Source organism: Microtetraspora sp. NBRC 13810, from assembly GCF_030268685.1.
Classification (GTDB): domain Bacteria; phylum Actinomycetota; class Actinomycetes; order Streptosporangiales; family Streptosporangiaceae; genus BSRQ01.
The window spans coordinates 127,058-151,151 of record NZ_BSRQ01000001.1; the positions used below are offsets into that span (position 1 = coordinate 127,058).

Sequence of the window (24,094 nt, forward strand, 5' to 3'; positions counted from 1 at the left end):
CAGGAGCGGGCGCCGCAGCGGCGGGCATCCCGTGAGCCGCCGTGGGCGAGGCGGCCCGGGAGTGATCAGGGGACTGACCGGGGAGTCGCGATGTGCCGTACGCCGGCCTGCCCGGAACGAGGTCCGGGCCGGGCGATGCGGCGCGGCCCACGTCCGCAACGAAGGCCGGCGTCGCTCCCGGCCTGCGGGCCGCGCGGTGCGTCCTCTTCACCGCGCGACCCAGCTTCGTTGTGATCCGCCATCACAGATCTCCCTTTACTGCCCCGTAGGGCGCTCCCAATCACAAGGATGTCCATAGAGGCGTAAGGGGGGCGTAAGCCGCCCATCACCTGCGACCTGAGTCGTACGCCGAACTCCGCCTCCAGGGGGAAGGGCGACTGATCAGCGGCTACGTATCGTGGAAAGGTGTCTGGCAGACCGCGCGCCCGGAACGGGCGCCCTCCCCTCGCCACCGGGCTTTCCCGGATGGCGCCCTTCGCCGCGCTCTGCCTGCTCACCGTGCTCGTCCACGTGACACTCCAGCTCTCCGGCCAGGACGCCGGCGCCCGGTTCGGCACCCTCGCCGGGTGCGCGGCGCTGGTCGTCGCCGTCTGGGTCACCGTCTGGGTCACCGTCTGGGTCGCCGTCTGGGGCGGCGGCGTCCGCAGCACCGCCCGCCGCCACCTGGAAGGGCTCGCCGAGCGCGAGCGCGACCAGCGGGCCAGGATCGGCGCGGCGGCCGAGCGCGCCAAGATCGCGCGCGAGCTGCACGACGTCATCGCGCACGACGTCAGCGTGATCATCGTCCAGGCCGACGGCGCCGGCTACGCGCTGGACAGCGATCCGGAACAGGCCAGGCGCGCCGTACAGGCCATCTCGGCGACCGGGCGGCAGGCGCTGGCCGAGATGCGCCGGCTCGTCGCGGTGCTCAGGCCGGATGCCGCGGAGCCGGCCGGCGAGGATTACGCGCCGCAGCCCGGCCTCGCCGAGCTCGAACGGCTGACGGCACGGACCGCCGGGCCCCCGGTGGAGTGGCGGATCACCGGTTCACCCGACGGCCTCACCGACGGCGAGCAGCTCGCCGTCTACCGGATCGTGCAGGAGGCGCTGGCCAACGTCGCCAAGCACGGCGGCCCGGCGGCCCGGGCGACCGTGGAGCTGGCGTACGGCCCGCGTGAGGTCGCGCTGCGGGTGACCGATGACGGGCGGGGCGCCACGGCGCGGGACGGCAGGGACGGCGAAGAGCCGGGGCGCGGCCTGGTGGGCGTGCGGGAGCGGGTCGCGATGTACGGCGGCGGCATGCGCGCCGGGCCGCGGGCCGAGGGCGGGTTCGAGGTGGCGGTGCGGCTGCCGGTGTCGCGGAGGCCGCGGCCCGGCGGCGGCGACGGTCCGGCAGGATGTTCCGGGTGATTCGCGTCATGCTGGTCGACGATCAGGAGTTGCTCCGGGCGGGTTTCCGCATGGTGCTCGGCGCCCAGCCGGACATCGAGATCGTGGCCGAGGCCGCCGACGGGGAAACCGCGGTCGAGACCCTGGCCGAGGTCGCCGTGGACGTCGTGCTGATGGACATCAGGATGCCGCGCCTGGACGGCGTCGAGGCCACCCGGCTGATCCGTGCCCGGCCGGGCGCCCCCAGGGTGCTCATCTTGACGACGTTCGACCTCGACGACTACGCCTTCACCGCGTTGCAGGCCGGCGCGTCGGGGTTCCTGCTCAAGGACGTGGCGCCGTCCGACCTGGTCAGCGCGATCCGCTCGGTGCACAACGGCGACTCCGTCGTGGCCCCGAGCACGACCCGCCGCCTCCTCGAACGCTTCGCCGCGCAGCTGCCCGAGGCCGCGGCCGGCCCGTCCGGCGACGGCGTGCTCACCGCCAGGGAGCGCGAGGTGGTGGTACTGGTGGCGCGCGGGCTGTCCAACGCCGAGATCGCCGGGCGGCTCCGCCTGGCGGAGGCCACGGTGAAGACCCATCTGGGCAGGGTGCTGGCCAAGCTGGGGCTGCGCGACCGCGCCCAGGTGGTGGTCCACGCGTACGAGTCTGGACTGGTGACGCCCGGCCCCGGGCCACGGGATCGGCCGAAAGGCTGAGCGCGGGTTCCCCCTCCGGTCGCACCACCCCCTCCCGCCTACGCTCGCAGCCGCACGAGGAGTCCGTTCCCAGGGCCCAGGAACCCCGGTTTCGCCGGCCATAGCGTTTGTCAGGCCATCCGACGACGCTGTGAGGAGCGAAGACGTGACCCTGACCGACACCGGCGCGGCGGCGCCGCCCGCCGTGGTGGCCGAGAGGCTCACCAAGATCTACGGCCGGGGCGACGCGGCCGTGCACGCCCTGCGCGGGGTCGACGTGGGCTTCGCCACCGGGGCCTTCACCGCGATCATGGGTCCCTCCGGGTCCGGCAAGTCCACGCTGATGCACTGCCTCGCCGGTCTGGACACCGTCTCCGGCGGCACCGTGCGCGTCGGCGACGTCGAGCTCACCGGCCTGACCGACAGGCAGCTCACGATGCTGCGCCGGGAGCGGATCGGGTTCGTCTTCCAGGCGTTCAACCTGCTGCCCACGCTGACCGCCGAGCAGAACATCCGGCTGCCTCTGGAGATCGCCGGACGCCAGGCCGACCAGGTGCTCTTCGACCGGGTGGTCAGGACCGTCGGCCTCGCCGACCGGCTACGGCATCGGCCGGCCGAGCTGTCCGGCGGCCAGCAGCAGCGGGTGGCGGTGGCCCGCGCGCTGATCAACAAACCACAGGTGATCTTCGCGGACGAGCCGACGGGGAACCTCGACTCGCGCAGCGGCGCGGAGGTGCTGTCGTTCCTGCGCACGTCCGTACGGGAGCTGGGCCAGACGATCGTGATGGTCACGCACGACCCGGTGGCCGCCTCCTACGCCGACCGGGTGGTGTTCCTGCGTGACGGGTCGCTGGTCACCGAGCTGGACCGGCCCACCCCGCAGTCCGTGCTGGACCTGCTGCTGAAGCTGGAGGGCTGAGGTGCTCCGCACGACTCTGGCCGGGCTGCGCGCGCACCGGCTGCGCCTGCTGCTCACCTCGCTGGCGATCACGCTCGGCGTGGGCTTCATCGCGGGCACGTTCGTGCTCACCGACACTATCCAGGCGGGGTTCTCCCGCACGTTCGGCGCCGCCGCCGACACCATCGACGTCGCGGTGCTCCCGCCGAAGGGCGACGGCGCGGACGAGCCGTCCAGCGTGTCCGCCGAGACGCTCGCCGCGGTCCGCGAGGTGCCCGGCGTGGCGGCGGCCGAGGGGCTCGTCCGGGGTCCCGCGCCGCTGATCGGCAGGGACGGCAAGGCGGTGGGCGACTGGCCCACGTACGGCATCTCGATCCCGGAGGGCCCGCTCGACCGCACCACGATCACCTCCGGCAAGTCCCCCCGTACGGCGGGCGAAGCCGTGCTGGACGAGGACACCGCCGAGACCCGCGGCTTCGGCGTGGGCGACACGATCACCGTGCTGGACCCGGACCGCAGACCGCACCGCTTCACCGTGGTGGGCCTGTTCGACCCGGGCGTGGACCAGGAGCTGTCGTTCTACGGCGGGGTCGGCTTCACCACGGCGACCGCCACCACGATGACGGGCAGGAAGGGCTTCCGCGAGGTCGACGTGCTCGCCGCCGAGGGCGTCGGCCCCGAACGGCTGCGCGACTCGGTGGCCGCGGCGGTGGCCCCCGGCCACGAGGTGCTGACCGGCCGGCGGTTCGCGGACCGGCTCGCTACCGCCAACGGCGCGAACACCGGCTTCCTGACCGCCGGGCTGCTGCTCTTCGGGCTGGTGGCGATGATGGTGGCGGCGCTGGTCATCTACAACACGTTCACCATCCTCATCGCCCAGCGGTCCAGGGAGATGGCGCTGCTGCGCTGCATCGGGGCGACAAAGGGGCAGGTGTTCGGCTCGGTCGTGCTGGAGTCGGCGGTGGTCGGGCTCGTCTCCTCGGCGCTCGGCCTGCTGGCCGGGCTGGGCCTGGGCGGCGGCGCGGTCGCCGTGCTGTCCACCACGTCGATCGGCCTGCCCACCGGCGCCGTCGCGCTGACCCCGCGCACGATCGCCGCCGGACTCGGCATCGGCCTGGTCGTGACCGTGTGCGCGGCGCTGCTGCCGGCCAGGGCCGCGACGCGGGTGCCGCCGGTGACGGCGCTGCGCGGCCAGATGGCGGAGCGGACGTTCCGGGCGGGCGCGCTCCGGCTGGTGAGCGCCGGCGTCCTCCTCGCGGCCGGCGCGGCGGTGGCGGGCTGGGGAGCCGCCCAGGACTCCGGCGACCAGTTCGCGCTCTTCGTCGCGGCCGCCGGCTGCGCGGTGGTCTTCCTGGGCGTGCTGGTCCTCGGACCGGTGATCGTCCGGCCGCTGACCGCCTTCACCGGCTGGCTGCCGGCCCGGATCTTCCGGGTGCCGGGCCGGCTGGCGGTGGACAACGCGGGCCGCAACCCGGCGCGGTCGGCCACCACGACGATCGCGCTGACCATCGGGGTCACGCTGATGACGCTGATGTCGGTGTTCACGGCGAGCGTCCGGGCCACCGTGGCGAACCAGCTCGACCAGCGGTTCCCGGTGGACTACGTGGTCGTCGCGCAGGGCGCGGAGGCCGGGGTGCCGCGCGAGGTCGCCGCGGCCCTGCGGCAGCGCCCGGAGCTGACCTCCGTGGTCGAGCTGCGCGCCACGCAGGCCGACGTCGGCGGAAGGCCCCACCAGGTCGGCGCCTTCGTGGGACCGCTGAAGACGGCGGTCACCTCGGGCTCGCTCGACCGGCTCACGCCCGGCACGGCGGCGGTGTCCGACGCCACGGCGGAACGGCTCGGCGTGCGGCTGGGCGGCCGGATCGAACTCGCCACCGGCCGGGCGGGCACGGTGCCGCTGACCGTGGTGGCGACCTTCGACCCGGCGTTCTCCGTGCTGCCGGCGGTGACCGTGGCCCCGGCGGCCTACGACGACTACTTCGGCGCGACCGACGACACCCAGGTCACCGCGGACATCGCGGAGGGCGTGCCGGCCGCGACGGCCCGCAGGGCGGTGGAGGCGGCGGCCCAGCCCTACCCGACCGTGCTGGTCGCGAGCCAGACGGAGTCCAGGGGCGCGCTGGACGACTCGCTGGACATGCTGCTCCTGGTCGTGACGGCCCTGCTGGGCCTGGCGATCCTCATCTCGCTGCTGGGCATCGCGAACACGATGTCCCTGTCGGTGCACGAGCGGACCCGGGAGTCCGCGCTGCTCCGGGCGCTGGGCCTGACCAGGGGCCAGCTCCGGCAGTTGCTGACCGTCGAGGCGCTGGTGCTGGGGCTGATCGGGGCGCTGGTGGGGGTGGTGCTCGGCGTGCTGTTCGGCTGGGCGTGCGTGCAGTCGATGCCGGCCAGGGCGGTCTTCCGGGTGCCGTACTCCGACCTGCTGCTCTTCGTGGTGCTCTCCGGCCTGGCGGGCGTGCTGGCCGCGCTGCTCCCGGCGCGGCGGGCGGCCCGCGCCCCGATCGTCGGCTCGCTGGCCGCCGACTGACGAAGGCCGCCCCCTGCGCACAGGTCAGCGGAGGCCGCGGGGTCAGCGGGGGTGGCGGCCAGGCCACTGGTCGGCCACGGTCTCCGGGTTCAGCAGGGGGCGGATCACGATCTCGCCGGTGGTGGAGTCGATCACGACGCAACCGCCGCCGGCGGTCTCCGGCAGGACGCCGGGGTCGTCCGGTTCGTCCTCCTTACCCCAGGCGACATAACCACCTTTGAAGCCATAAAGCATGACCTGGACGGGTTCGTCGAGCGGGCGTACCCCGTTGAAGTACTCCTCCGCGACCGCCCGCGCCTGTTCCAGTTTCACCGGCCCCGTCCCTCCCTGTCGATCACCACGCAGAACACCCCGGTCACCGCCTCGTACTGCGGCTCCACCGCCATGTGCCCGCGCTGGGCGTCGATCCAGATCACCTCGCCGCAGGAGTTGACCGCGTTCCACGCGTGCGCGCCGCCGCCCGGCCACCGGGTGACCAGCACGGCCGCCGAACCGTGGCCGCCCGCCAGCAGCCGCTGGGCGACCTGGGCGTAGGCCCGGCGGCCCTGCCCGACGTAACCGAAGGAGTGCCCGAGCCAGTGCTCGGCCCTGGCCACCCCCTTCTCCTCGCCGGAGAGCACCGGCCGGCCCGCCCGGTCGTACTCGGGCTGCCTGGGCGCGGCCACCGCGGGCTCGCCGTGCCAGGTGGAGACCACCGCCAGCGCGCAGTCCATCGCGTTGGTGGCGCGGAACGGGTCCTCCACCGGCCCCTCGGCGTTGATCATCCGGATCCACGTGCCGCGCGGGTCGGGGAACCTCCTGGGCCGCCCCGAGGCGCACAGCGGGACCGCGCCCCGGATGTCCTGCTGGGTCTGCGGGTCGGGCCTGGCCAGCCCGCCCGGGACGCCGTACGGCCTGGCCTCCTCCAGCGGCGGCGGACGGTCCGCACGGTCGAACCAGTCCTGCCCGCCGCCCTCGGCCGGTTCCCCCTCGGAGGCGGAGGCGACAGCGGGGACGGGTTCGGCAACGGGTTCGGGGACGAGTTCGGGGACGAGGGCGGGCGGCGCGGGGGCCACCGCTTCGGCGGCGTCCTCGTAGTCGCGCCAGCGGCGGCCGTCGGCGGTGACAACCGGGTTGTAGCGCCCCTCGGGGAGCGTCCACGGCGCCTTCCTCCCCGTTGGAAGCGGATCGCGGAACAGCCTGCATCCCTCCTTCGCCACGCCGGGCGACCGGCCTGAAGGCCGATGGTAGGCGCGTCGGCGCAGGCCGGAGGGAACTTCGCCGGATCGTCCGCATATGCACAGAGTTACCGAACGCGAGATGTCCGCACTGACGCCCCCTGTGACGTATGTGGCGAATATGCTGATCCTCAGCTTTACCGGAAGAGGTGGGATGCAGACCCAGAAGGACCTCTACCAGGCGCACCGGCTGATGCAGCAGCGCCTGGGCATGGCCCTGCTCCAGGGCGAGCCCGACGTGCCGGAGTCGCCGATGCGACGGCACAACGTCGGCATGTTCGCCGGGGCCCTGGTCGCCGTGCTGATACTCGCCGGCTTCGGCATCTGGGGACTGATCAAACCGGGCAACGCCACCAAGATCACAGATGCCGGCCAGCTGATCGTCGAGACGGAGACCGGCGCGACGTACGTCTACAGCCAGCAGCAGAACAGGCTGCTGCCGGTGGCCAACTACGTCTCCGCCCGGCTGCTGCTGGACAGCGCCGACATCAAGACGCTCGACGTGACGTCCGCGTCGCTGGAGAAGTACGCCCGCGGCCCGGTCGTCGGCATCGCCGGCGCGCCGGACTCGCTGCCGGCCGGGAACAAGCTGGTGCGCGGGCCGTGGTCGGTATGCGTGACCGAGGGTCCCGACGGCGCCGGCGGGCGCAAGCCGTACGTGACGCTGGTGGGCGGGACGCCGGTGGGCGGCACGCCGGTCGGCGGCGACGGGATGGTGGTGGACGACGGCCGGCAGACCTGGCTGCTCTGGGCGGACACCCGCATGCGGGTGACCGCCGACGGCGTGCGCATGCTGAACGCCCAGCCCAGGAAGGTGCCTGCCGCCTGGCTCAACTCGATCCCCGAGGGCAGGGACTTCACCGGCCCGCCGGTGCCGGACCGCGGCAAGAAGATCGGCGGTTCCGGCGGCAGGGGGGCCGTCACGGTCGGCCAGGTCTTCACGGTGCCGGAGGTGGCCGGCGCCCCCGCCCGCTGGTACGTGATGCTCTCCGACGGCCTCGCCCCGATCACGCTCACCCAGGCCCGGTTGCTCCTGGAGGACCCGGCCACCAAGAAGGCGTACGGCAAGAGCCCGGTGCTGCCGGTCACGATCGACGCCGCCACCGCGAACGCCTCCCCCTCACGCCAGACGATCTCGGGCGGCGGCCTGCCCGCCACGATGCCGCGGATGGTCTCCTCGCCGGCCGCCGCACCCCTGTGCGCGGTCTACGCGGACACCGCCAAGGGGTCGATGCGGGCGCGGCTGACCGTGGGGAGCACGATGACGATCCCCGAGCCGAAGGCGGGCGGCGACCCCGAGCACTTCGACCAGGTGGTGTTCCCGCCGGGCGGCGCGGCGATGGCCGGTCTGCTGCCCGCGGAGGGTCAGGTCGGCTCGATCAGCAACTACTACCTCGTCAGCGAGCAGGGCCGGCGTTATGCCCTGCCCTCTCCCGACATCCTCGGCAAGCTGGGCTACGACACCTCCCAGGTCGCCCCGCTGCCGCCGAACATCCTGCGGCTGATCCCCGAGGGACCGGCCCTCGACCCGGCGGTCGCCCGCTCCCCCCTCCAGGTCACCCGATGACCCGTGGGGGACACACCTATCACGATCACGTTTTGCCTGCGGGAAGGAACCAGTCAGGTGGCCGTCGACATCTACTTTGACGCGCTCGACCAGTGCCGCACGACCGCGCGGAAAGTGGCCGGCGACTTCACCGAGCTCGGCGCCGCCCATCCGGCGGCGTCCGCGGACTCCACCATGTTCGGGAGGCTGACCGACGCGAGCACGCTCGCCCAGGCGATCGACGACGTCGAGAAGACCCTCGACAGCGAGCTCGGCGCGGTCGCGACCAAGCTGCGCGGCGTCGAGCGCGCGCTGGACGACGTCGAGGGGAACCTGCGCGGCGTCAACCGGGCCACCGAGCAGACCTACGCGGGAAGCCGGTCATGACCGACCGGAGCGGCGAACGCGGGCCGCTCGCCGTCATCGTCCCGGGCAGCGAGGAACTCGTCGGCATCGCCGGGAAGGTCGACGGCAGCAAGAGCTCGATCGACGCGGTCGTCAAGCGCTGGACCGGCACCGCGGACAAGGTCCAGGAGCACACCTTCGCGCTCGGCTCCGCGGTGACCACGGTGAACGCCGCCTGGCAGGGCGCCGCCGCCGACGCCTTCGGCGACTACATGGTCAAGTACGGCAAGGCGGGCGACGCGCTGAACGACGCGCTCTACGCCTGCGCGTCCTCGCTCACCAGGGCGGCCGGCGTGCTCGACGCCGCCGAGACGAACGTGCGGACCCTGGTGGACAACCTCGTCTCCACCTGGAACACCTACTGCGCGGAGAACCCCAGGAGCACGGCGGACCAGCTGGCGCAGGGGATCAGCGCGTCGGTCGGCCGGGCCACCAGCGACGCCCGCGAGCAGCTCAAGAAGGCCGACGAGGCCGTCACCCAGGCGGTCAAGGATCTGAAGAAGCACCTGAGCGAGCGGGCGATCACCTTCAGGGACATCCCCGCGCCCGGCGAGGGCAGGTTCACCCCGGAGCCGAGCAAGCCCCTCGACTGGGAGCGGGTCCCCGGCTACGGGCAGGACTCGCGCGGCGCCGCGCAGCAGACCGACGGCGGCGGCGGCTTCGGCGGCTACGGGCCGAGCGGCCCGCCCCCGCCCGGCGGCGGCCCGGCGCCCACCGGCAGGCTCAAGGAGTGGATCGACGAGGCGATCAGGATCCTGCACGAGCGCGACCCGGAGAAGTACCCGCTGGAGAAGATGAACCCGAACGACATCTACATGATCATCAAGCACGAGTCCGGCGGCAACCCGAACGCGATCAACACCTGGGACTCCAACGCGGCGGCCGGGCATCCGTCCAAAGGACTGATGCAGACCATCGACCCCACCTTCACCAGCGCGCTCGACCGCGCCTTCGGCGGCAACCCGCAGGACTTCCTGCCGGGCAACGCCAGCATCTACCACCCGGTGGACAACATCGTCGCGGGCGTGGCCTACGCCGTCGGCCGCTACGGCTCGGTCTCGGAGGTGCCGGGCGTCGTCGGCATGAAGACGGGCACCGGCTACCGCGGCTACTGACCGCCCCCGGCACGGCCGGGCCGGGCGCGCGCCCGGCCCGGCCCGGCCCGATCAGATCACGCCGGGGACGAGAGCGCCGCCCATCATGCCACCGCCGCCGAGCCCGCCGAGTCCGCCTGCGAGGTCCGTTTTGGGCTGGTTGGGGTTGGTGAGCTGGCCGTCCCGGGACTTCAGCTCGGTCTGCTGGAAGTCGCCCGCCTTGTCCTCACCCGGGAAGGACGTCAGACCCCAGAAGAGCCGCGCCGAGGACATCTGGGAGTAAGCCAGCGGTCCGACGATGCCGAGGACGACGTAGACGGCCGTCTTCTTCTTCTTGACGATGGCGCTGAGCACGTTGTGCACCGCGTTGAGCGTCTTGTAGGTGGCGATCGTCACCGCGGTCTGCATCGGCGGCGGCAGGAACCGGCCGGTCAGGTTGAGCGTGAGCAGGGCGGTCATCCACCCGCCCACGGCGGAGCAGATCTGTGCCCCGCAGTGATAGACGCCCGCGGTCTGGTCCAGGCACTGCCCCGCGCCGTCCCGGCAGGCGATGAGCTTGTCGATCTCCTTGGTGAAGGTCTCGGAGTTCGTGCGGAACAACTGGAAGTTGCCGTCGTCCTTCCCGCCCCAGTCCTTCTTCTTCTCCGCGTCGGTCACCAGTGTCGTGACGACGTTCTTCAGGTCGACGAGCCTCTCGCGGACGGCCGGAGCGGCCCACTCCGCGGCCGCCTTCGACATGGCGCCCGGATCGGAGTACATGGTGGCCATCAGCAGCGGGATCTCCAGCGCCTTCGGTGCCCTGAGCACGCCCGCGGCGACGACGCTCGCCGTGATCGCGGCCTCGTACAGGTGCCTGTCGTTCTCATAGGCCATGCCGGATCACGCCTCCATGCCGAGCACGGGCGGGGCGATGTCCTCGTCGTCCATCCAGACCTCTTCGCGCTCGTGCAGGGGGATGGAGGACTCGTTCTCGCGCCCCTCGTTCGGGGCGCCGCCCATGCCGGGCATCATCGGCATCATCGGCATGCCGTTGAGGCCGTTCACGCCACTCGCCGCTCTCAGGGCGCCGGTCCCTTCCGGTGGCATGACGCCGCCCGTACCGCCGCCCCTGGTCAGGGTGTCGGTGCCGGGCTGGCCGGTCCAGGAGGCCGGGACGTTCGTCCCCGGCGCCCCGATCCTGTTCGGGTCGAGGCCGGGCACCTTGCTCGGGTCGTACCCCGGCATCTTGCTCGGGTCGAACTCCGAAAGGTCGGTCTTGAGCGGGTCGTTCATGCCGGAGAGCCGGTCGTTCAGCCCGTCCAGGCTGGTCCTCAGGCCATCCGAGTCGAAGCCGGGGACGTTGGTGTTCGGGTCGGGCACGTTCGGGTTCAGACCGCTCAGATCCGGGTTCTTGATGTCCGGGCCGTTCGGGTCCAGGCCGTCCAGATCCGGGTTCTTGATGTCCGGACCGTCGGGATCCAGGCCGTCCAGATCCGGGTTCTTGATGTCCGGACCGTCGGGATCCAGGCCGTCCAGATCCGGGTTCTTGATGTCCGGACCGTCGGGATCCAGGCCGCTCAGATCCGGGCCCTTGATGCCGGGACCGTTCGGGTCCAGACCGCTCAGATCCGGGTTCTTGAACCCGGCCGAGTCGATCTTCGGCATCCCGCCGTTGAGGCCGGAGAGGTCGGGAGCCCCGACGTTGAAGGGGTTGCCACCGCCCGTCCCACCTCCGTCGCCGCCGCCGTTCTTCTCCTCCGCCTCGGCGTAGGACTTCTCGGTCGCCCTGAGTGCGCGCTGCCACGACTCCAGCGCCCCCCTGGCCGCGTCGAGCGCGCTCGCCGCGCCGCGCCGTGCCTCGGCGTGGACGCCGTTGAGCCCGAGTCCCACGACCCCGAACGAGGGGAAGGGGATGTCGATGCCCTTGGTCTGGTCGGAGACGACCTGCACCCCGGGCGCCAGCTTGCCGTAGTTGTCGCCGAGAGCCTGGATCTTGCCCTCTCTGTATTCGACGTCCGGCTTCTCGCCGGCGACCCCCGACATACCCGCTATGCCCGAGATGCCGGACATGCCGGGCATCTGGTAGCCGCCCTGGAGTGCCTGGTAGGGATTACCGGTCTGGGAGGAGGCGTTCGCGGCGCCGGTCGGTTCACTCATTGTCCGTTCCTCTCCGCCATTTCCGCCATTTCCGCCCTCTTCGTCGTCAGGCCGGGACCTGTGCCGCGCTCGCCGTACACGCCGGCGCCGCCGGGCGGATTCGGCTGTCCGGCGGCGCGGCGATCAGGCATCGGACCGGCGTTTCGCCGTCTGGCTGGAGATTATCGAGGGGATGTGGTCCCCGCCGCCGCCCCACACGTCGTCGTCCTCCAGGAGCGTGCTGTTGTGCTCCTCGTGCTGCTCTTCGTGGCCGCCGGCCGTGGCGGGGGCACCGGCCAGGTACGACGGCGCGACGCCCATGCCGCTCGCGCCGCGCGCGGCCGCCGCGGCGGCGTCGGCCGCCCGCAGGACGCCGCCGGACGACACCCCACCGCCCGCCCCGCCGCCGCCGGACCCCAGGACGCCCGGGCTGGCGTAACCGGTGGAGCCGTACCCCGAACCGCCGTACGGCGAGCCGCCGTAGCCGGAAGCGGCGGGGTTGAAGTCCGCGCCGCGGATGCCGGAGGCCGGCAGGGCGTTCGCGTCGTTCAGGCCGGCCAGTGCTGTGTCGTCGACGCCCTTCCCGGACATGCCCGGCAGGGAGGTGCCGTTCGCGTCGAGGCCGCCGGGGTTCAGGCCGCCGGGGTTCAGCCCGTTCGGGTCCAGTCCGCCGGGATTGAGGCCGCCGGGGTTCGGGCCGTTCGGATCGAGACCGTTCGGATCCTGGCCGCCGGGATTGAGACCGTCCGGGTCGAGGCCGCCGGGGTTCAGGCCGTCCGGATCGAGGCCGCCGGGATTGAGGCCGCCGGGGTTCAGGCCGTCCGGGTCGAGCGAGCCGGGGCCGGACGCGGACGGGTCGCCGGCGTTCGCGAAGTCGGAGCGGTCCCAGGCGTCCGAGCCGTCACCGGGCAGGCCGGTGCCCGAGGCAGCCGGGGGCGCGCCGAAGTCGGGGAGGCCGGGCGAGCGGTAGTCGGGCATGGGCATCTCGACCGGGGTCGGCAGCGCGGACTGGACCTCGGTGGGCAGTTCGGCGTAGATCCTCACGATCTCGTCGTTGACCTTCTCGAAGTGGTCGGTCGCCCTTTTCTCCGCCCGGTACATCCCCCAGAAGGGGGTCCAGTCCGCCCAGTCGGTGTCGTGGTCGGACCGCGAGTCCTCAAAGCGCTTCTCCACGAGGTTCCGCTGGCCCCACGCCAGGTTGTCCGCGTACTTCTGCAACGGCACCCCGACGTCCCGCATCTTGTCGGCGAGTTCCCGCATGCTGGCGTCCAGGGCTTGCAACTGCCGCTGGGTGGTGACGCCCACAGGCCCGCCCAGGTGCTCCGCCAGCTCCGTCGCCTTCGCCTTCAGCTCAGCCGAGGTCCGGTAGAGCAGGTCGTGCGCGGCGACGTAGTACTGCCCCGCCCGCCGCACCGTGTCCGGCGAGGCGTTGTCCAGCCACTTCTTGATCTGCTCCAGGTTGTTGGTGAACATGGTGGTCGGGAGTGCGTCGGTCATCAGCGGCCCGCTGTTGAAGGCGAGCGGCTGGGAGTTCGTCTCTGCCACGTCGTCGGCCCTCAGACCTGCATGGTGGTGGTCCCGTCCTGGTTGACCACCTCCGCGCCGTTGTAGTTCCTCGCAATGTCGCCCACGGCGTCATTGGCGGCCTCGAACTGCTGGGTGAGGGCCGCGTACAGCCCGCTGTTGTTCCCGTTCTCGCCGATGAGCACCGAGTAGGCGGTGCTGATCGCGGTGCCGAACTGCTGGGCCGTCATCCACTCGCCGAGGGCGTCGCTGATCGCGCACTGGAGCCGCACGTCCGGCAGCGACCCCGCGTCCGGCGGCAGCGGCGGCGGCGGCTCGTCGACGCCGATCCCGGAGACGGACTGGGTCGCCGGCGGCTGCGTGGGCGTGGTCAGCTTCTCCAGCACCTTCGCCAGCTCGCCCGCGATCCGCCTGATCTCCTCCTGGTCGAAGTCGGGACCGCCTGCGTCGTCCTGCTCCAGGCCGGGCCAATCCTTGTCGAGGTTGATCGCCATGCCATGTCCCCCTAGCTCTCCAACCGGTCAGCGGATGACGGAAGGTGACCCCGTCTGGCCGGGCTTCCAGGTGCCGCGGTCCTCGTTCAGCCAGGTGCGGCGTTCCTGCTGCTCTTCCGCCTCGCCCGCGGAGCCGCCCGGGTGCAGGAGCGGTGACATCATCGACCCGCCCGCCGCGGCCCGTTCCATCGCGGCCGCCGCGGCTACCCCGCCCGACGCGCCGTTCGGGCCGCCGGTCGCGGTGGGGACGCCCGTACCTCCGCCGTTCGGGGCCCCCGGCACGCTGTTCGGCCCGCCGCCGCCCCACAGGACGCCGGGGGCGCCGAAGGACTGCCCGTTCAGAGCCGGGCCGCCGCCGGTGGCGGGCAGGCTCGGCGCGGGCGCCGGGAGGGCGGGGGCGGCGGAGATCGTGGCGGGCACGCTCGCGACCTCGGTGCGCCACGGGTCGCCCGGGGACGCCGGGGCGTCGGGCTCGGCGCCGCCGATCACCGCCGGGGCCGTGCCGCCGTCCTGCCCGGTGCCCGGATCTCCGGAGTCGCCCCCGGTGCCGGGCTGGTCCTGGCCGCCGGGAAGCGGTTGATCGGACCCGTTCTGGGCGCCGTCCGCACCCGGGCCGCCGGAGCCGGGGGCGTCCGTGCCGCCGTCCGCACCCGGGCCGCCGGAGCCGGGACCGTCCGGACGGGAGCCGCCGGGGTCCTGCGTGCCGGAGGCGTCCGAGCCGGCGCTCCCCGGGCCGTTCGCCCCGGGGCCGGCGCCGGAGCCGGTACCGCCGGAGCCCGCGCCGGATCCGGCGCCGTCCGAACCGGACGGCCAGGGCGACGAGCCGCCACCCTCGTACGACGTGGTGGCGAAGGTCGGCCGGTCGCCGCCGTAGAAGTCGTTCCCGTTCGGGCCCTGGGCGGTCCGGTAGTCGTACGACTCCTGCGGCAGGGGCTTCGGCAGCACGTAGGAGACGGTCTGCGGCACGTAGAGCTGGTAGACCTCGGTGATCTTGTCGTTGAGGTCGCGGAAGACCCTGCGGGCCCCCTCGTCGTCCTCGGCGGTCGCGAGGTCGTTGCCCGCCTGGAAGAGGCTCTGGGCGTGCCGGCCGAGGGCGGACGACATCATGTCCATCTTGCCGGACAGCTCGGTGCCGGTGGCGTGCAGCATGCGCAGCACCTGCTGGGTCTCCGTCGCGGCGTCGCCGTCCCAGAACTCGCTCAGCGCCGACGCCTGCGCCATCAGGCCGTCGCAGAGGTCGTTGATCTTCTGGGTGGCGTGCATGTAAGCGAAGCCGGCGTCCTGCACCATGTAGGGCGCCGTGCTGTTCACCCACTGCTCGATCTGCTCACGGGTCGCGCCGCCGTCGCCCGGCTGGGGCTGGTCGCTCGGGTCGCGGATGACCAGAACTCGCTCGTCACTGCTCACGATGGCCTTCCTCGGCTCACGAGTTCACGTGGCTCTTGGCGTGGGCGCGCTCGTACTCGTCCGCCTGCCGGTAGAGCTCGTTGACGACATCCTGGCAGCGGGCCGCGAGCATGCCGTAGACCGTCGAGAGTGCGTAACCCCTGTCCTCCCGGGGCCCGGAGCCCGAGCCGACGCTCTTCGCCAGGGCGCTCGGCGCCTGCCAGGTGCCGAGGTGCTGCTCGCTGAGGACGGCGTGATCCCGCAGGCTCGCCAGCGTCCCCGTGGTGTAGCCCTCCGCGGCGCCCGGGCCGTTGAGGGCGTCGACGAACTTCTGGAGCCGGCCCGCGACGTCTCTCATCCGGCCTGCGTCGAACTCCGAGGTCGCGCCCGCGCCGGTCAGGCCGGGCCAGTCGGGATCCAGCGGGACGGCCTCGCCGCCGCCGTACATCGCGTCTCTGCTGGTCATGCCTCTCCCTCAGGGAGTCCCCGAAGACAGGCCATCTCGGCCATCGCGGAAACGACGACCGAGAGGGCCATGTGATCTGCGAGCCTTAGTGAGTGGCCCAGATCGCCTTGTTACGCGCCTCGGCCGCCCGGTAGTTCTCGTTGGCGACGCCCAGGGCCCTCGCCGCCTCGCCCAGCTGACGGCCCATCTCGGCCTCGGCCGCGTTCCACTTCACACGGTGCTGCTCAAAGAACTCAGCCGCGCCACCCTGCCATGCCTCGTCGCCCAGCACGACCTTGAGCTGGGTGATGAGGTCGTCCGTCGCCTTGTCCATGGCGGTGACGACGTTGAGAAGCCCGATCTGGGTCTCCTCCATGGCGCCGAAATTGACCTTCACATGCTCCGACATGTCAGCTCCTCAGCGACTAGTTAGGCGACCGGGCTGTTGATGAGCGAGTCGACGCGGTTCATGCCGGACTGGACGTCCGCCTCGGTCGCGCGGTAGACGATGACGTTGTCGCCCATGTTCTTGGCGATCGTCTCCAGGTCACGGCGCACGATCATCGCCTGCTCATCCCACTTGACCATGGCCTGCACGAACTTGGCCGAAGCCGAGCCCAGCCAGCCCGCGCTGGTCAACTCCGAGGTCAGGGTCTGGACACCCTTGCGGAGACCTTCCACATACTGCGCAGTGTCCTCAACGAGCTGCGCTCCCTGGGTAATCTGCTCCGGTTTCGCACCGAAGAACTCAGTCACGGGCCACCTCCGTTACGTAGGCCATGCTTCCTGTGCCGTAGCACTGCGCCTGACGCCACCTACGTGGCCATGACGCCGTCCAAGTGGACAGAACGGCAGTAGTACCACATACGTGTGCAGATATCACAGTAGCTAGCTACGGCAACATACCTAACAAGTATGTATCACGAAGAGCTAACGCTTGTCCGACCAATCGGAAAACATGCAGGTAGGCGGCTTATACTTCGCCCGTCTTCAGTCGCGATGTGTACGCTCAGCGACCGGTGTCCCGCTCCGTGTGGAAATAATGTGGTTCCTCCCTTACTAGGGTAGATCATCGCAGTTGGACTACCCTGTCGTCACGAAAAGCGGGGGGACGGAGGCCCGGTTTTGGCCGAGCGACCGAGCATCGACGAACTGCTCAACTGGGGCGGGACCCCCTCGGGCGGCAGCGTGGAGCTGAACGCCATCGACTACGGCGCCCTTGGCCTCGGCAGCATGGACGAGGGACGCGCTGTCACGCCCAACGGCCAGGACACCTCCCTGGCAGCGGCCGACCCGAATCCCGCCGTACCCCCAGACCCTGCCTCGACGGCGGCCCCCGGAACGCCCGCCGGCGCGGATGCCGGGGGGCGCGGGACCGACACCGGCCCCGGGCAGGGTGCGGACTCCGGACCGGGAACCGGCACCGGTGGAACCGGGCCCAACGCGGGCGGCACCGACTCCGGCCGAGCCGACGCGGGCGGCACCGACTCGGGTGGGGCCGACTCGGGTGGGGCCGACTCGGGTGGGGCCGACCAGCCCACCGAGATCGCGGACCTCTCGGACGGCACGCCGGGCTGGATCGACCCGACGGCCGCCAAGGGCGATCCCCCGTGGAACGACGCCAACGGCGACCACCAGGACGACGGCGACACCTCCGCCGGTACGGACCTTTCGGGCGGCCAGGACACCTCGGGTGGCCAGGACGCCTCCGGCGGGCAGGACGGCGGGGGTACCGACCAGCCGGACACCGACCAGGGCGGCATCCCCCTCGAAACCACGTCGCCCACCCCCGTCGAGCCCGGCCAGCAGGACCCGCCGGCCGACCCCGCCCCCCAGCAACCGGCCCCCGAACAACCCCAGCCCCAGCAACCGGACCCGGCCCCCGAACAGCCCCAGCAGCCTCCGGCCGACGATCCGGACGACGACACCGACCCGCCGAACGACCCCGGCGACAACCCCGGCAGTCCCGGCGGCAACCCCGACGACCCGGCAGACCCCGCAGATCCGGCAGACCCCGCAGATCCGGCGGACCCGGCGGACCCGGCGGATCCAGCGGACCCCGACGACCCCGACGACCCCGACGACCCCGACACAAACGATCCGGGTGACTCGGGTGACCCCGGCGACCCGTCGGTCCCGGAGGATCCCGAAGATCCGGAAACGCCCGGAGACCCGGGAAGCGAGGATCCCGAAGCCGGAGACCCGGGAACCGAGGATCCCGGAACCGGCGACCCGGGGACCGGCGACCCAGAGACCGAAGATCCCGATGCGGAGGATCCCGGTGTACCCGGCGACCCCGGCATGCCCGGAGGTGCCGACGATCCCGAGGCCGAAGATCCCGGAGCCGAGGATCCCGGCGCCGAGGACCCGGCAGGGGCGGGTGGTGCCGGGATGCCCGGTGCCCCCGGAGCCGAGGACCCGGACAAGGCCGGGGACAAGAAGGACGACGCCGACAAAGCCGAAGACGAGGCCGGTGCCGGCGGGGGTGGCGGGATACCGTCGGGAGGAGGCGGCCCCGGCGCGGGAGGTCCCGGCGCGGGCGGCGCGGACGACAAGGGCAAGGGAGACGGCACGGGCTCCGGCGGGGGCGGCGGGGGCGGCGGTGACCGGCAGAAGCCTCTCACCCGGGAGCAGACGCTCGCGGCGGGGCAGGTGGCCGGCGGCTGGCGCAACGCGGACTGGAAGGCGATGACCGATCTCGGCAAGAAGGTCGAGTCGGGCGCCGGTGACGCGGTGGACCGGGCGCAGAACGCGACCCAGCACATCGACGTGGGATTCCCCGGCTTCGGAGTCATCGGCCTCGCGTCGTTCGGCCCCGCGCACCGGGCCGCCCGCGACCAGGCGGTCCAGTACCTCCATGCCGCCCGGGCCTCCCTCGCGGCCTGGGACAGGCAGTTGAACCAAGGGGCGAAGGTCGTGCGGGCGGCCGACGAGGCCAGCACCCCCAAGCCGAACTGAAAGGGCTGAACCTGACATGCACGCCTATGACACGGGAACGTCCCTTTACACCGCCGCGATGGCGACGACCACGTCCGCCGGCGCGCTCCCCCGGTCACACCGTGGATCTCCGTCTCCACCCGGTTCGCGTTCACGTTGCTCGGCGTCCTGTTCTCCAGCCCGAGCGACATCCGGACCGCCGCGGAGTCCTCGCGCGCCCTGAACGAGATGCTCGACGAGGTCGCCGTCTTCGTCCAGGAGATCGAGAAGCTGCCGGAGAGCTTCTGGAGGGAGCTGGGCCGCACCGAGTTCGCCGCCGTGGCCAAGAAGTTCACCTCCGAGCTCGGCGACAACAAGCGCATCAACGACGCCATGGGCGGCGCCCTCGACTGCCTGGCGCTGCTCTCCTTCGTCGCCGCCATCGTCGGCGTCATCGGCGCGGGCGTCCTGCTGAAGTGCGCGATCGGGGCCATGTCGGCGGCGGTGGTGCCCGGAGGGGCCATACCGGCGGCCACCTTCAAGTCCGTGGTCACCGAGGCGTTCCGGGGAACCCTGAAAACGATCACCGGGAAGAACGTGAAGAGCTTCGCCATGGCCGCCGGTATCGTCACCACCGGCGGCATGCTGCTGGCACAGCTCCTCAAGGGACGGCTCGACGACTCGGCGTCGCCGACCGGCGAGAGGGTCCCCGACTTCAAGCAGGTGCTCATCGGCAATCTGCCGACCGGTGACGACAAGGGCTCCTTCTACGGCCAGGAGACCGACCGGGCGAAGGAGGAGAAGGCTTAGAGGTCGAGGCGGCGGCGGATGCGGTCGAGCTCGCCCATCACGTCCTCGAAGGTGCGGTTGTAGGCCGCCTCCGCCTCCTTGATCTGGCCCAGCGCCGCCTCCGGGTCGTTGACGAGCTTCATCGGGTTGTCCTCCTCGCCGTAGACGTCGCCCATGAGCTCGTTGATCTGGCGTTGCAGATCCTCGGTCGCCTCCTGGATCACCTGCTTGATCTTCTCGGCGAGCTCTCCGGAGCTGAGCCGCATCGCCTTGGCGTGCAGGGTGAGGTCGCGCAGCCCGCCTCCGGCGTACTCGACGCTGACCAGCCCGTCCTCGTCCTCGGCGCGGCCGACGAGCCCGGCGAGGCTCTGCTGGACCTCCTCGGCCTTGGCGAACTGGACCTCCGCCCCGCGGAGCAGTTTGTCGATGTCGATGTTCGCGAAGTCCCCGAACTCCCTCACCGGCCACATCCCTTCACACGAACATCATTAGGACACATGCGTAGCAAGCTAGCCCTAGGCGCATACCACCGCAACGCGGGTGATCACCGGCGATCCGGATTCGTTCGCGGCGTGAACCGGTTCCGATCGCTCAGTGTCCTGCACCTGAAGCCCCAGTGAATGAATGTCTACACCTCGACAAATGTCCATTCATGCACGCCAAAGCCCCATTTGAGGGTGATAAGTAGGATCGCGTGCCCGATCCCGTGCCGTCGTCCACGACGCAGACACCGACACCCGGCGGCTCGCCCACCGCGGGACCGAGCCCGTCCCCCTCCGGCTCGGGGACCCCCGAACCGAGCGGGTCGCCCACCCCGCCGCCGAGCGGCTCCCCGACCCCGGGCGGCTCCCCCACCCCGGGGGATCCCGGCTCACCGACGCCGGGCGGCTCGCCCTCGCCGGGAGGGTCCGGATCACCGACGCCAGGAGGCTCGCCCTCCCCTTCGCCCTCGCCTGCCCCGACCGGCACGCCGGGCGGCCCCCCGCCCCATGCACCGGCCCCCCCGATCCTGAGCCCGTGCCCGCACGCCCCGAGGTGCCCGCCGCCCGGCCCGTGCCTGCCCTTCGCCACCCCGGCCCCGTCGGCTCCGCACCGCCCCGCGCCCTCCTCCCCGGCCCCCGCACCGGCGCCGGGGTCGGCGGGACCGTCCGGCTATCAGGTCCACACGGACAAGCTGAGGATGTACGGCGGCGTGCTGGACGACTCGGCCACCGCCCTGCACGCGCTGAAGGGCTCCAGCCCGGAGTTCGAGGGCTGGAACCTCGCTCCGGTGGGCGGCATCCCCCTGGTCGGCCTCCCCTACGTCAACCGGCTCAACTCCGTCAGCCGGACCTGGGGGGACAGCGCGGCCATCCTCGGCGACTCGCTGCGGTCCGACGGCGGGACCATGGTCAGGGCGGCTGAGAACTACGACGCGAGCGAGATCGCCAACATGACCGGCGTCAGCCGTCTGCAGCCCTTGAAAGGAGCGTGATGGCGAACTCCGGCGCGGGGCCGTACGAGCCCGATGCGTCCAGGTACCAGGTATGGCAGAACGGGAGGCCGGTCCCCCCACCGCCCGGCGGCTGGACCGGCGGCCCGCCGGGCAACGCGGGCGGGCCGGGCGGCGGCTCACCGGGCGGCCAGGTCGGCAACCCCCGGGTGGCGGGCGGCGCGCCCGGACGGGCCGCGCCGCCGCCTCCCGGCGCCCGGCCCGACCCGGGGTTCTTCAAGCAGTTCTTCCAGGCGTTGAACGGGCCGCGGATGCAGATCCGCGGCGCCCTCGGCCTGTCCGGGATGGCGGTCGTGCTCGCGCTTGACGTGCTGGCCACGCTGAACGTCGGCAACCCGTGGCTGTTCATCGCCCGGCGGGACACCTGGAAGGAGCTGTCCGGCGCGGTCGCGGGCAACAGCAACGACGTGTGGATGACCTGGTTCAACGACGTCAATCCGCACTGGACCGGCCACGCCGCCCAGCAGACCGGCTATCACGTAAGATTCGTGCAGGACAAGCTTTTCCCCCAGCTCAGCTCGGTCGCCCGCGACATGAGCGACACGATGAACCATCTGCGCAAGGAGGTCGTGGACTACGACCTGTGGATCTTCACGGTCTACGCCGCGACCGCCCCGATCCTCTCGGCGCTGGCGAAGATGCGGGCCCACCCCATGGGCATGGCCGCGTTCATCGCGGAGGCGGGCGCGTTCGGGGGCTTCGTGGGCAAGCTCATCAAGGAGTTCGCCGACGTGTACAACGCCTATGAAGGCGACCTCAACAAGCTGGAGATGAAGCTGTACGAGCTGCGGGCCTCCTTCTACCGGGGCGGCGATCCGGCGCGGGGGCCGCGCAATCTCGACCTGGATCCCGAGTTGGCGGAACGTTCCACGATCCGCGACTACTGGGTGCCGGCGCCGAATGCCGCGCCCGCGACCGGCCCCTCCGCCGGGGACCACATGTGAACCACACCGACGCTTTCAACGAAGGCCGCGAGGGCGACGCCGAGGGGCTGCTGCGCGAGGCCGACGCGTGGATGGGCGCCTACACCGAGACGCTGCGCGAGCTCAGCACCGAGGAGTTCACCGGCTCCGACGCGTCCGGCCGGGTGACCGCCCGGGTGACCGGCGCCGGGCGGCTGCTCGGCGTGGCCATCGATCCGCGGGCGATGCGCGACCTGGACCACACGGCCGTCGCCGCAGCCGCCGTCGAGGCCGTGGGCGCGGCGCGCGCCGCCATGGGTGAGCGTCTGGCGGAGGCGATGGAGGAGATGATCGACCCTCGCAGCCGGGTGGACGCCGGGCACGATCCGCTGGCGCCGTACATCGAGGCGATGCTGCGAGGGGAATGAGCATGGACGACGCCCACGAGCTCGAAACGCTGATGGCCCAGCTCTCCACCGCGTCCGCGCGGATGGAGGAGCTGGTCGCGGCGTGGACCGAGCGGACGTTCACCGGCGGGGCCGAGGAGGGCGAGGTGGTGGCGACCGCGGACTCCTTCGGCACCCTGCTCGGACTGGACGTCAGCCGGCGGGCCAAGGAGCGGCTGGACAGCGCCCGGCTCGGGGAGGCCATCGTGGCCGCCGTGCACGCCGCGGAGGCAGCGGCGGCGGCGGCCAAGGACGAGATGATGGGGGACATGCGGATCGGCGACGGGCCGAGCCTGCGGGACATGCTCGGCGACGCCCGGCGGGACTTCCGGGAGCGCTCCGGCTTCTGACCGCGGCCGGGCCCGCCATGGCCCGGCCGAGGTCGCCGGGAGGGTCAGCCGGAGAGGCCGCGGATCCAGGCGTACAGGTCGAGCACGCCGAGCGCCAGCGGGAAGAGCGCCACGATCAGCGTGATGTCGATGATGTCCGCCGCGCGTCCCCAGAACGGCGACGTGTTGCCCGCGGGCGGCTTGATGCTGAGGCCCAGGGTGATCATCGCCACCCAGAACAGCACGATGCCCACGGCGATCACCGGGACGATCCCGCCGGCCGAGGCGAGCTTGGCCGCGAGCATGACGAGCCCGGCCACCCCGCTGCCGGTCAGCCACAGCCGCTGGCCGAGCCCGGCGAAGACCCGGGTGCGGATGATCAGGACCAGCGACACGACGGCCGACATGCTGAGGGCCATCGGCCCGCCCTCCAGCACCAGGCACACCTGTGCGACGAGTGCCGTCATCGAGATGCCGATGATCACGCCGGTGGCGTAGCGCTGCGCCTGCCTGGCCTGTTCCAGGATGCCGCTGCTGTCCAGGCGCTGGTTGTCGTTGCGCAGCTCCTCCGCGTTGGTGGGCAGCGCGGGCATCGGCATCCGGGCGAGCTTGAAGGACAGGGAGGGGATGACCGGGCTGAGGGCCAGCAGGATCGTCACCGCGACCGCCGCCACCCCGGCCCCCGACGCCCCGGACACCATCACCACGGCGCTCCCCGCCACCCCGGTCACCGCGGCGATGGCGGTCCCCAGGAAGGCCGGCACGCCGTCCGCGACGAGCACCCCGGCCAGCGTGGCCACCAGCGCCCCGCAGGCGAACGCGGCCAGCAGGTGCGGCGCGCCGAGCCCGGTCGTGCCCGCCACGTCCCCGCCCGCGGGCACGAACAGCCCCGTGAGGAAGCCGTACGGCAGGGCGGCGTAGCCGATGAGGGCGCCCGCCGCGGAGTCGCCCATCGCCCGGGAGAGCGCCCCTGCCACGCCGAGCAGCAGCAGCGCGAAGACGCCCGCGGCCACGGCGGCGGGGCCTCCGGGAAGCCCGCTCAGCAGCAGCCCGGCGGCCCCGGTGACGAGCAGGACGACCGCCACCCCGGTGCCGAGCAGCCGGGTGTGCTCCCTGCTCCACCCGGCCCCGTCCCGTACCCCGTCGGCGACGACGTCGGCCAGGTCGTCGTACATGGCGGGCGGGATGACGGCCTCGCGCGGGCGGAGGTAGAGCACCTCGCCGTCGAGCACGCCGAGGGCGCCGAGGCTCTGGCTGAGGTCCATGGGGGCGCCGCCGACCCGCTGGAGCACCCAGCCGGGCCCGGAGGTGTGCTCCCCGTCCGCCTCGCCCAGCGCGCGCAGCAGGCCGGGCAGCACGTGCGGCAGCGGGATGTCGCCGGGCAGGCTGAGATCGGCGCGTCTGCGCGGCGCGACGACCGTGACGTGGCACAGCTCCGGCAACGGGACGGCCTGCGGCAACGCCCCCTGCGGCGCGGATCCCTGGACAGGAGGCGCTTGCCTCACCATTCCCACCGTCATC

At 72.3% G+C, this 24,094-nt stretch carries 25 protein-coding genes; 13 read left to right on the top strand and 12 right to left on the bottom strand.

The features are described from left to right. Window positions 1-405 precede the first annotated feature (405 nt). From QSK26_RS00600 to QSK26_RS00615, 4 genes are all read left to right on the top strand, one after another. Window positions 406-1,389: a sensor histidine kinase gene (locus QSK26_RS00600; RefSeq protein ID WP_285772916.1), complete on the top strand. Its 984-nt coding sequence runs from the start codon at window positions 406-408 to the stop codon at window positions 1,387-1,389. Then, window positions 1,386-2,066, top strand: a complete 681-nt coding sequence (locus QSK26_RS00605) for a response regulator transcription factor (protein WP_285772917.1) — start codon at window positions 1,386-1,388, stop codon at window positions 2,064-2,066. The genes QSK26_RS00600 and QSK26_RS00605 overlap by 4 nt, the downstream gene beginning before the upstream one ends. Before the next feature lie 145 nt (window positions 2,067-2,211). Then, entirely contained in the window at window positions 2,212-2,964 is a 753-nt protein-coding gene (locus QSK26_RS00610) for an ABC transporter ATP-binding protein (protein ID WP_285772918.1), read from the top strand. Window position 2,965: 1 nt separating this feature from the next. Further along, complete coding sequence (locus tag QSK26_RS00615) at window positions 2,966-5,473, top strand: ABC transporter permease (protein WP_285772919.1); 2,508 nt, start codon at window positions 2,966-2,968, stop codon at window positions 5,471-5,473. A gap of 42 nt (window positions 5,474-5,515) precedes the next feature. On the opposite strand, the gene QSK26_RS00620 is transcribed toward QSK26_RS00615, so the two are convergent. Then, a complete protein-coding gene (locus QSK26_RS00620; protein WP_285772920.1) occupies window positions 5,516-5,785 on the bottom strand; it encodes an SUKH-4 family immunity protein in 270 nt (89 codons plus the stop codon). Next, window positions 5,782-6,672 (bottom strand): toxin glutamine deamidase domain-containing protein, encoded by an 891-nt coding sequence (locus QSK26_RS00625; protein WP_285772921.1) that lies wholly within the window; start codon window positions 6,670-6,672, stop codon window positions 5,782-5,784. Before QSK26_RS00625 ends, QSK26_RS00620 begins: the two co-directional genes overlap by 4 nt. A 172-nt stretch (window positions 6,673-6,844) precedes the next feature. Here QSK26_RS00625 and eccB point away from each other — a divergent pair, with 172 nt between their 5' ends. Genes eccB through QSK26_RS00640 form a run of 3 tightly spaced genes read left to right on the top strand, consistent with a single transcriptional unit; the run spans window position 6,845 to window position 9,756 of the window. After that, on the top strand, window positions 6,845-8,257 hold the full coding sequence (gene eccB, locus QSK26_RS00630; protein ID WP_285772922.1) for a type VII secretion protein EccB: 1,413 nt from the start codon (window positions 6,845-6,847) through the stop codon (window positions 8,255-8,257). Window positions 8,258-8,314: 57 nt separating this feature from the next. After that, entirely contained in the window at window positions 8,315-8,623 is a 309-nt protein-coding gene (locus tag QSK26_RS00635) for a hypothetical protein (protein ID WP_285772923.1), read from the top strand. After that, window positions 8,620-9,756 (top strand): transglycosylase SLT domain-containing protein, encoded by a 1,137-nt coding sequence (locus QSK26_RS00640; RefSeq protein WP_285772924.1) that lies wholly within the window; start codon window positions 8,620-8,622, stop codon window positions 9,754-9,756. Before QSK26_RS00635 ends, QSK26_RS00640 begins: the two co-directional genes overlap by 4 nt. A gap of 51 nt (window positions 9,757-9,807) precedes the next feature. Here the strand turns inward: QSK26_RS00640 and QSK26_RS00645 are convergent, their stop codons facing one another. From QSK26_RS00645 to QSK26_RS00680, 8 genes are all read right to left on the bottom strand, one after another. Further along, complete coding sequence (locus tag QSK26_RS00645; protein ID WP_285772925.1) at window positions 9,808-10,608, bottom strand: hypothetical protein; 801 nt, start codon at window positions 10,606-10,608, stop codon at window positions 9,808-9,810. A 6-nt stretch (window positions 10,609-10,614) separates the two neighbouring features. After that, window positions 10,615-11,871 (bottom strand): hypothetical protein, encoded by a 1,257-nt coding sequence (locus QSK26_RS00650; RefSeq protein WP_285772926.1) that lies wholly within the window; start codon window positions 11,869-11,871, stop codon window positions 10,615-10,617. Between the two features lie 123 nt (window positions 11,872-11,994). Further along, entirely contained in the window at window positions 11,995-13,395 is a 1,401-nt protein-coding gene (locus tag QSK26_RS00655) for a hypothetical protein (RefSeq protein ID WP_285772927.1), read from the bottom strand. 11 nt (window positions 13,396-13,406) lie between these two features. Next, window positions 13,407-13,868: a hypothetical protein gene (locus tag QSK26_RS00660; protein ID WP_285772928.1), complete on the bottom strand. Its 462-nt coding sequence runs from the start codon at window positions 13,866-13,868 to the stop codon at window positions 13,407-13,409. Window positions 13,869-13,895: 27 nt separating this feature from the next. Beyond that, on the bottom strand, window positions 13,896-15,275 hold the full coding sequence (locus QSK26_RS00665) for a WXG100 family type VII secretion target (RefSeq protein WP_285772929.1): 1,380 nt from the start codon (window positions 15,273-15,275) through the stop codon (window positions 13,896-13,898). 16 nt (window positions 15,276-15,291) lie between these two features. Then, complete coding sequence (locus tag QSK26_RS00670; RefSeq protein ID WP_285772930.1) at window positions 15,292-15,720, bottom strand: hypothetical protein; 429 nt, start codon at window positions 15,718-15,720, stop codon at window positions 15,292-15,294. A gap of 85 nt (window positions 15,721-15,805) precedes the next feature. Next, window positions 15,806-16,108 (bottom strand): WXG100 family type VII secretion target, encoded by a 303-nt coding sequence (locus QSK26_RS00675; RefSeq protein WP_285772931.1) that lies wholly within the window; start codon window positions 16,106-16,108, stop codon window positions 15,806-15,808. 20 nt (window positions 16,109-16,128) lie between these two features. After that, a complete protein-coding gene (locus tag QSK26_RS00680; protein WP_285772932.1) occupies window positions 16,129-16,455 on the bottom strand; it encodes a WXG100 family type VII secretion target in 327 nt (108 codons plus the stop codon). Between the two features lie 369 nt (window positions 16,456-16,824). Between QSK26_RS00680 and QSK26_RS00685 the strand changes: the two genes are divergently transcribed. Both QSK26_RS00685 and QSK26_RS00690 read left to right on the top strand, forming a co-directional pair. Continuing rightward, window positions 16,825-18,657 carry an ICP22 family protein gene (locus QSK26_RS00685; RefSeq protein WP_285772933.1) on the top strand — a complete coding sequence of 611 codons (1,833 nt, stop codon included), beginning with the start codon at window positions 16,825-16,827 and terminating at the stop codon, window positions 18,655-18,657. Window positions 18,658-18,792: 135 nt separating this feature from the next. Beyond that, the gene (locus QSK26_RS00690; protein ID WP_285772934.1) at window positions 18,793-19,425 is read left to right on the top strand and encodes a hypothetical protein; all 633 of its coding nucleotides are present in this window, start codon (window positions 18,793-18,795) and stop codon (window positions 19,423-19,425) included. On the opposite strand, the gene QSK26_RS00695 is transcribed toward QSK26_RS00690, so the two are convergent. Then, window positions 19,422-19,865 (bottom strand): YbaB/EbfC family nucleoid-associated protein, encoded by a 444-nt coding sequence (locus QSK26_RS00695; RefSeq protein ID WP_285772935.1) that lies wholly within the window; start codon window positions 19,863-19,865, stop codon window positions 19,422-19,424. The genes QSK26_RS00690 and QSK26_RS00695 overlap by 4 nt on opposite strands. A gap of 731 nt (window positions 19,866-20,596) precedes the next feature. Here QSK26_RS00695 and QSK26_RS00700 point away from each other — a divergent pair. Genes QSK26_RS00700 through QSK26_RS00715 form a run of 4 tightly spaced genes read left to right on the top strand, consistent with a single transcriptional unit; the run spans window position 20,597 to window position 22,594 of the window. Further along, the gene (locus QSK26_RS00700; protein WP_285772936.1) at window positions 20,597-20,878 is read left to right on the top strand and encodes a hypothetical protein; all 282 of its coding nucleotides are present in this window, start codon (window positions 20,597-20,599) and stop codon (window positions 20,876-20,878) included. After that, window positions 20,878-21,840: a hypothetical protein gene (locus QSK26_RS00705; RefSeq protein WP_285772937.1), complete on the top strand. Its 963-nt coding sequence runs from the start codon at window positions 20,878-20,880 to the stop codon at window positions 21,838-21,840. The genes QSK26_RS00700 and QSK26_RS00705 overlap by 1 nt, the downstream gene beginning before the upstream one ends. Further along, window positions 21,837-22,226, top strand: a complete 390-nt coding sequence (locus QSK26_RS00710) for a YbaB/EbfC family nucleoid-associated protein (protein WP_285772938.1) — start codon at window positions 21,837-21,839, stop codon at window positions 22,224-22,226. Before QSK26_RS00705 ends, QSK26_RS00710 begins: the two co-directional genes overlap by 4 nt. 2 nt (window positions 22,227-22,228) lie before the next feature. Continuing rightward, entirely contained in the window at window positions 22,229-22,594 is a 366-nt protein-coding gene (locus tag QSK26_RS00715) for a YbaB/EbfC family nucleoid-associated protein (RefSeq protein ID WP_285772939.1), read from the top strand. Between the two features lie 44 nt (window positions 22,595-22,638). On the opposite strand, the gene eccD is transcribed toward QSK26_RS00715, so the two are convergent. Beyond that, window positions 22,639-24,081 carry a type VII secretion integral membrane protein EccD gene (eccD, locus tag QSK26_RS00720; protein WP_285772940.1) on the bottom strand — a complete coding sequence of 481 codons (1,443 nt, stop codon included), beginning with the start codon at window positions 24,079-24,081 and terminating at the stop codon, window positions 22,639-22,641. Between the last annotated feature and the right edge of the window lie 13 nt (window positions 24,082-24,094).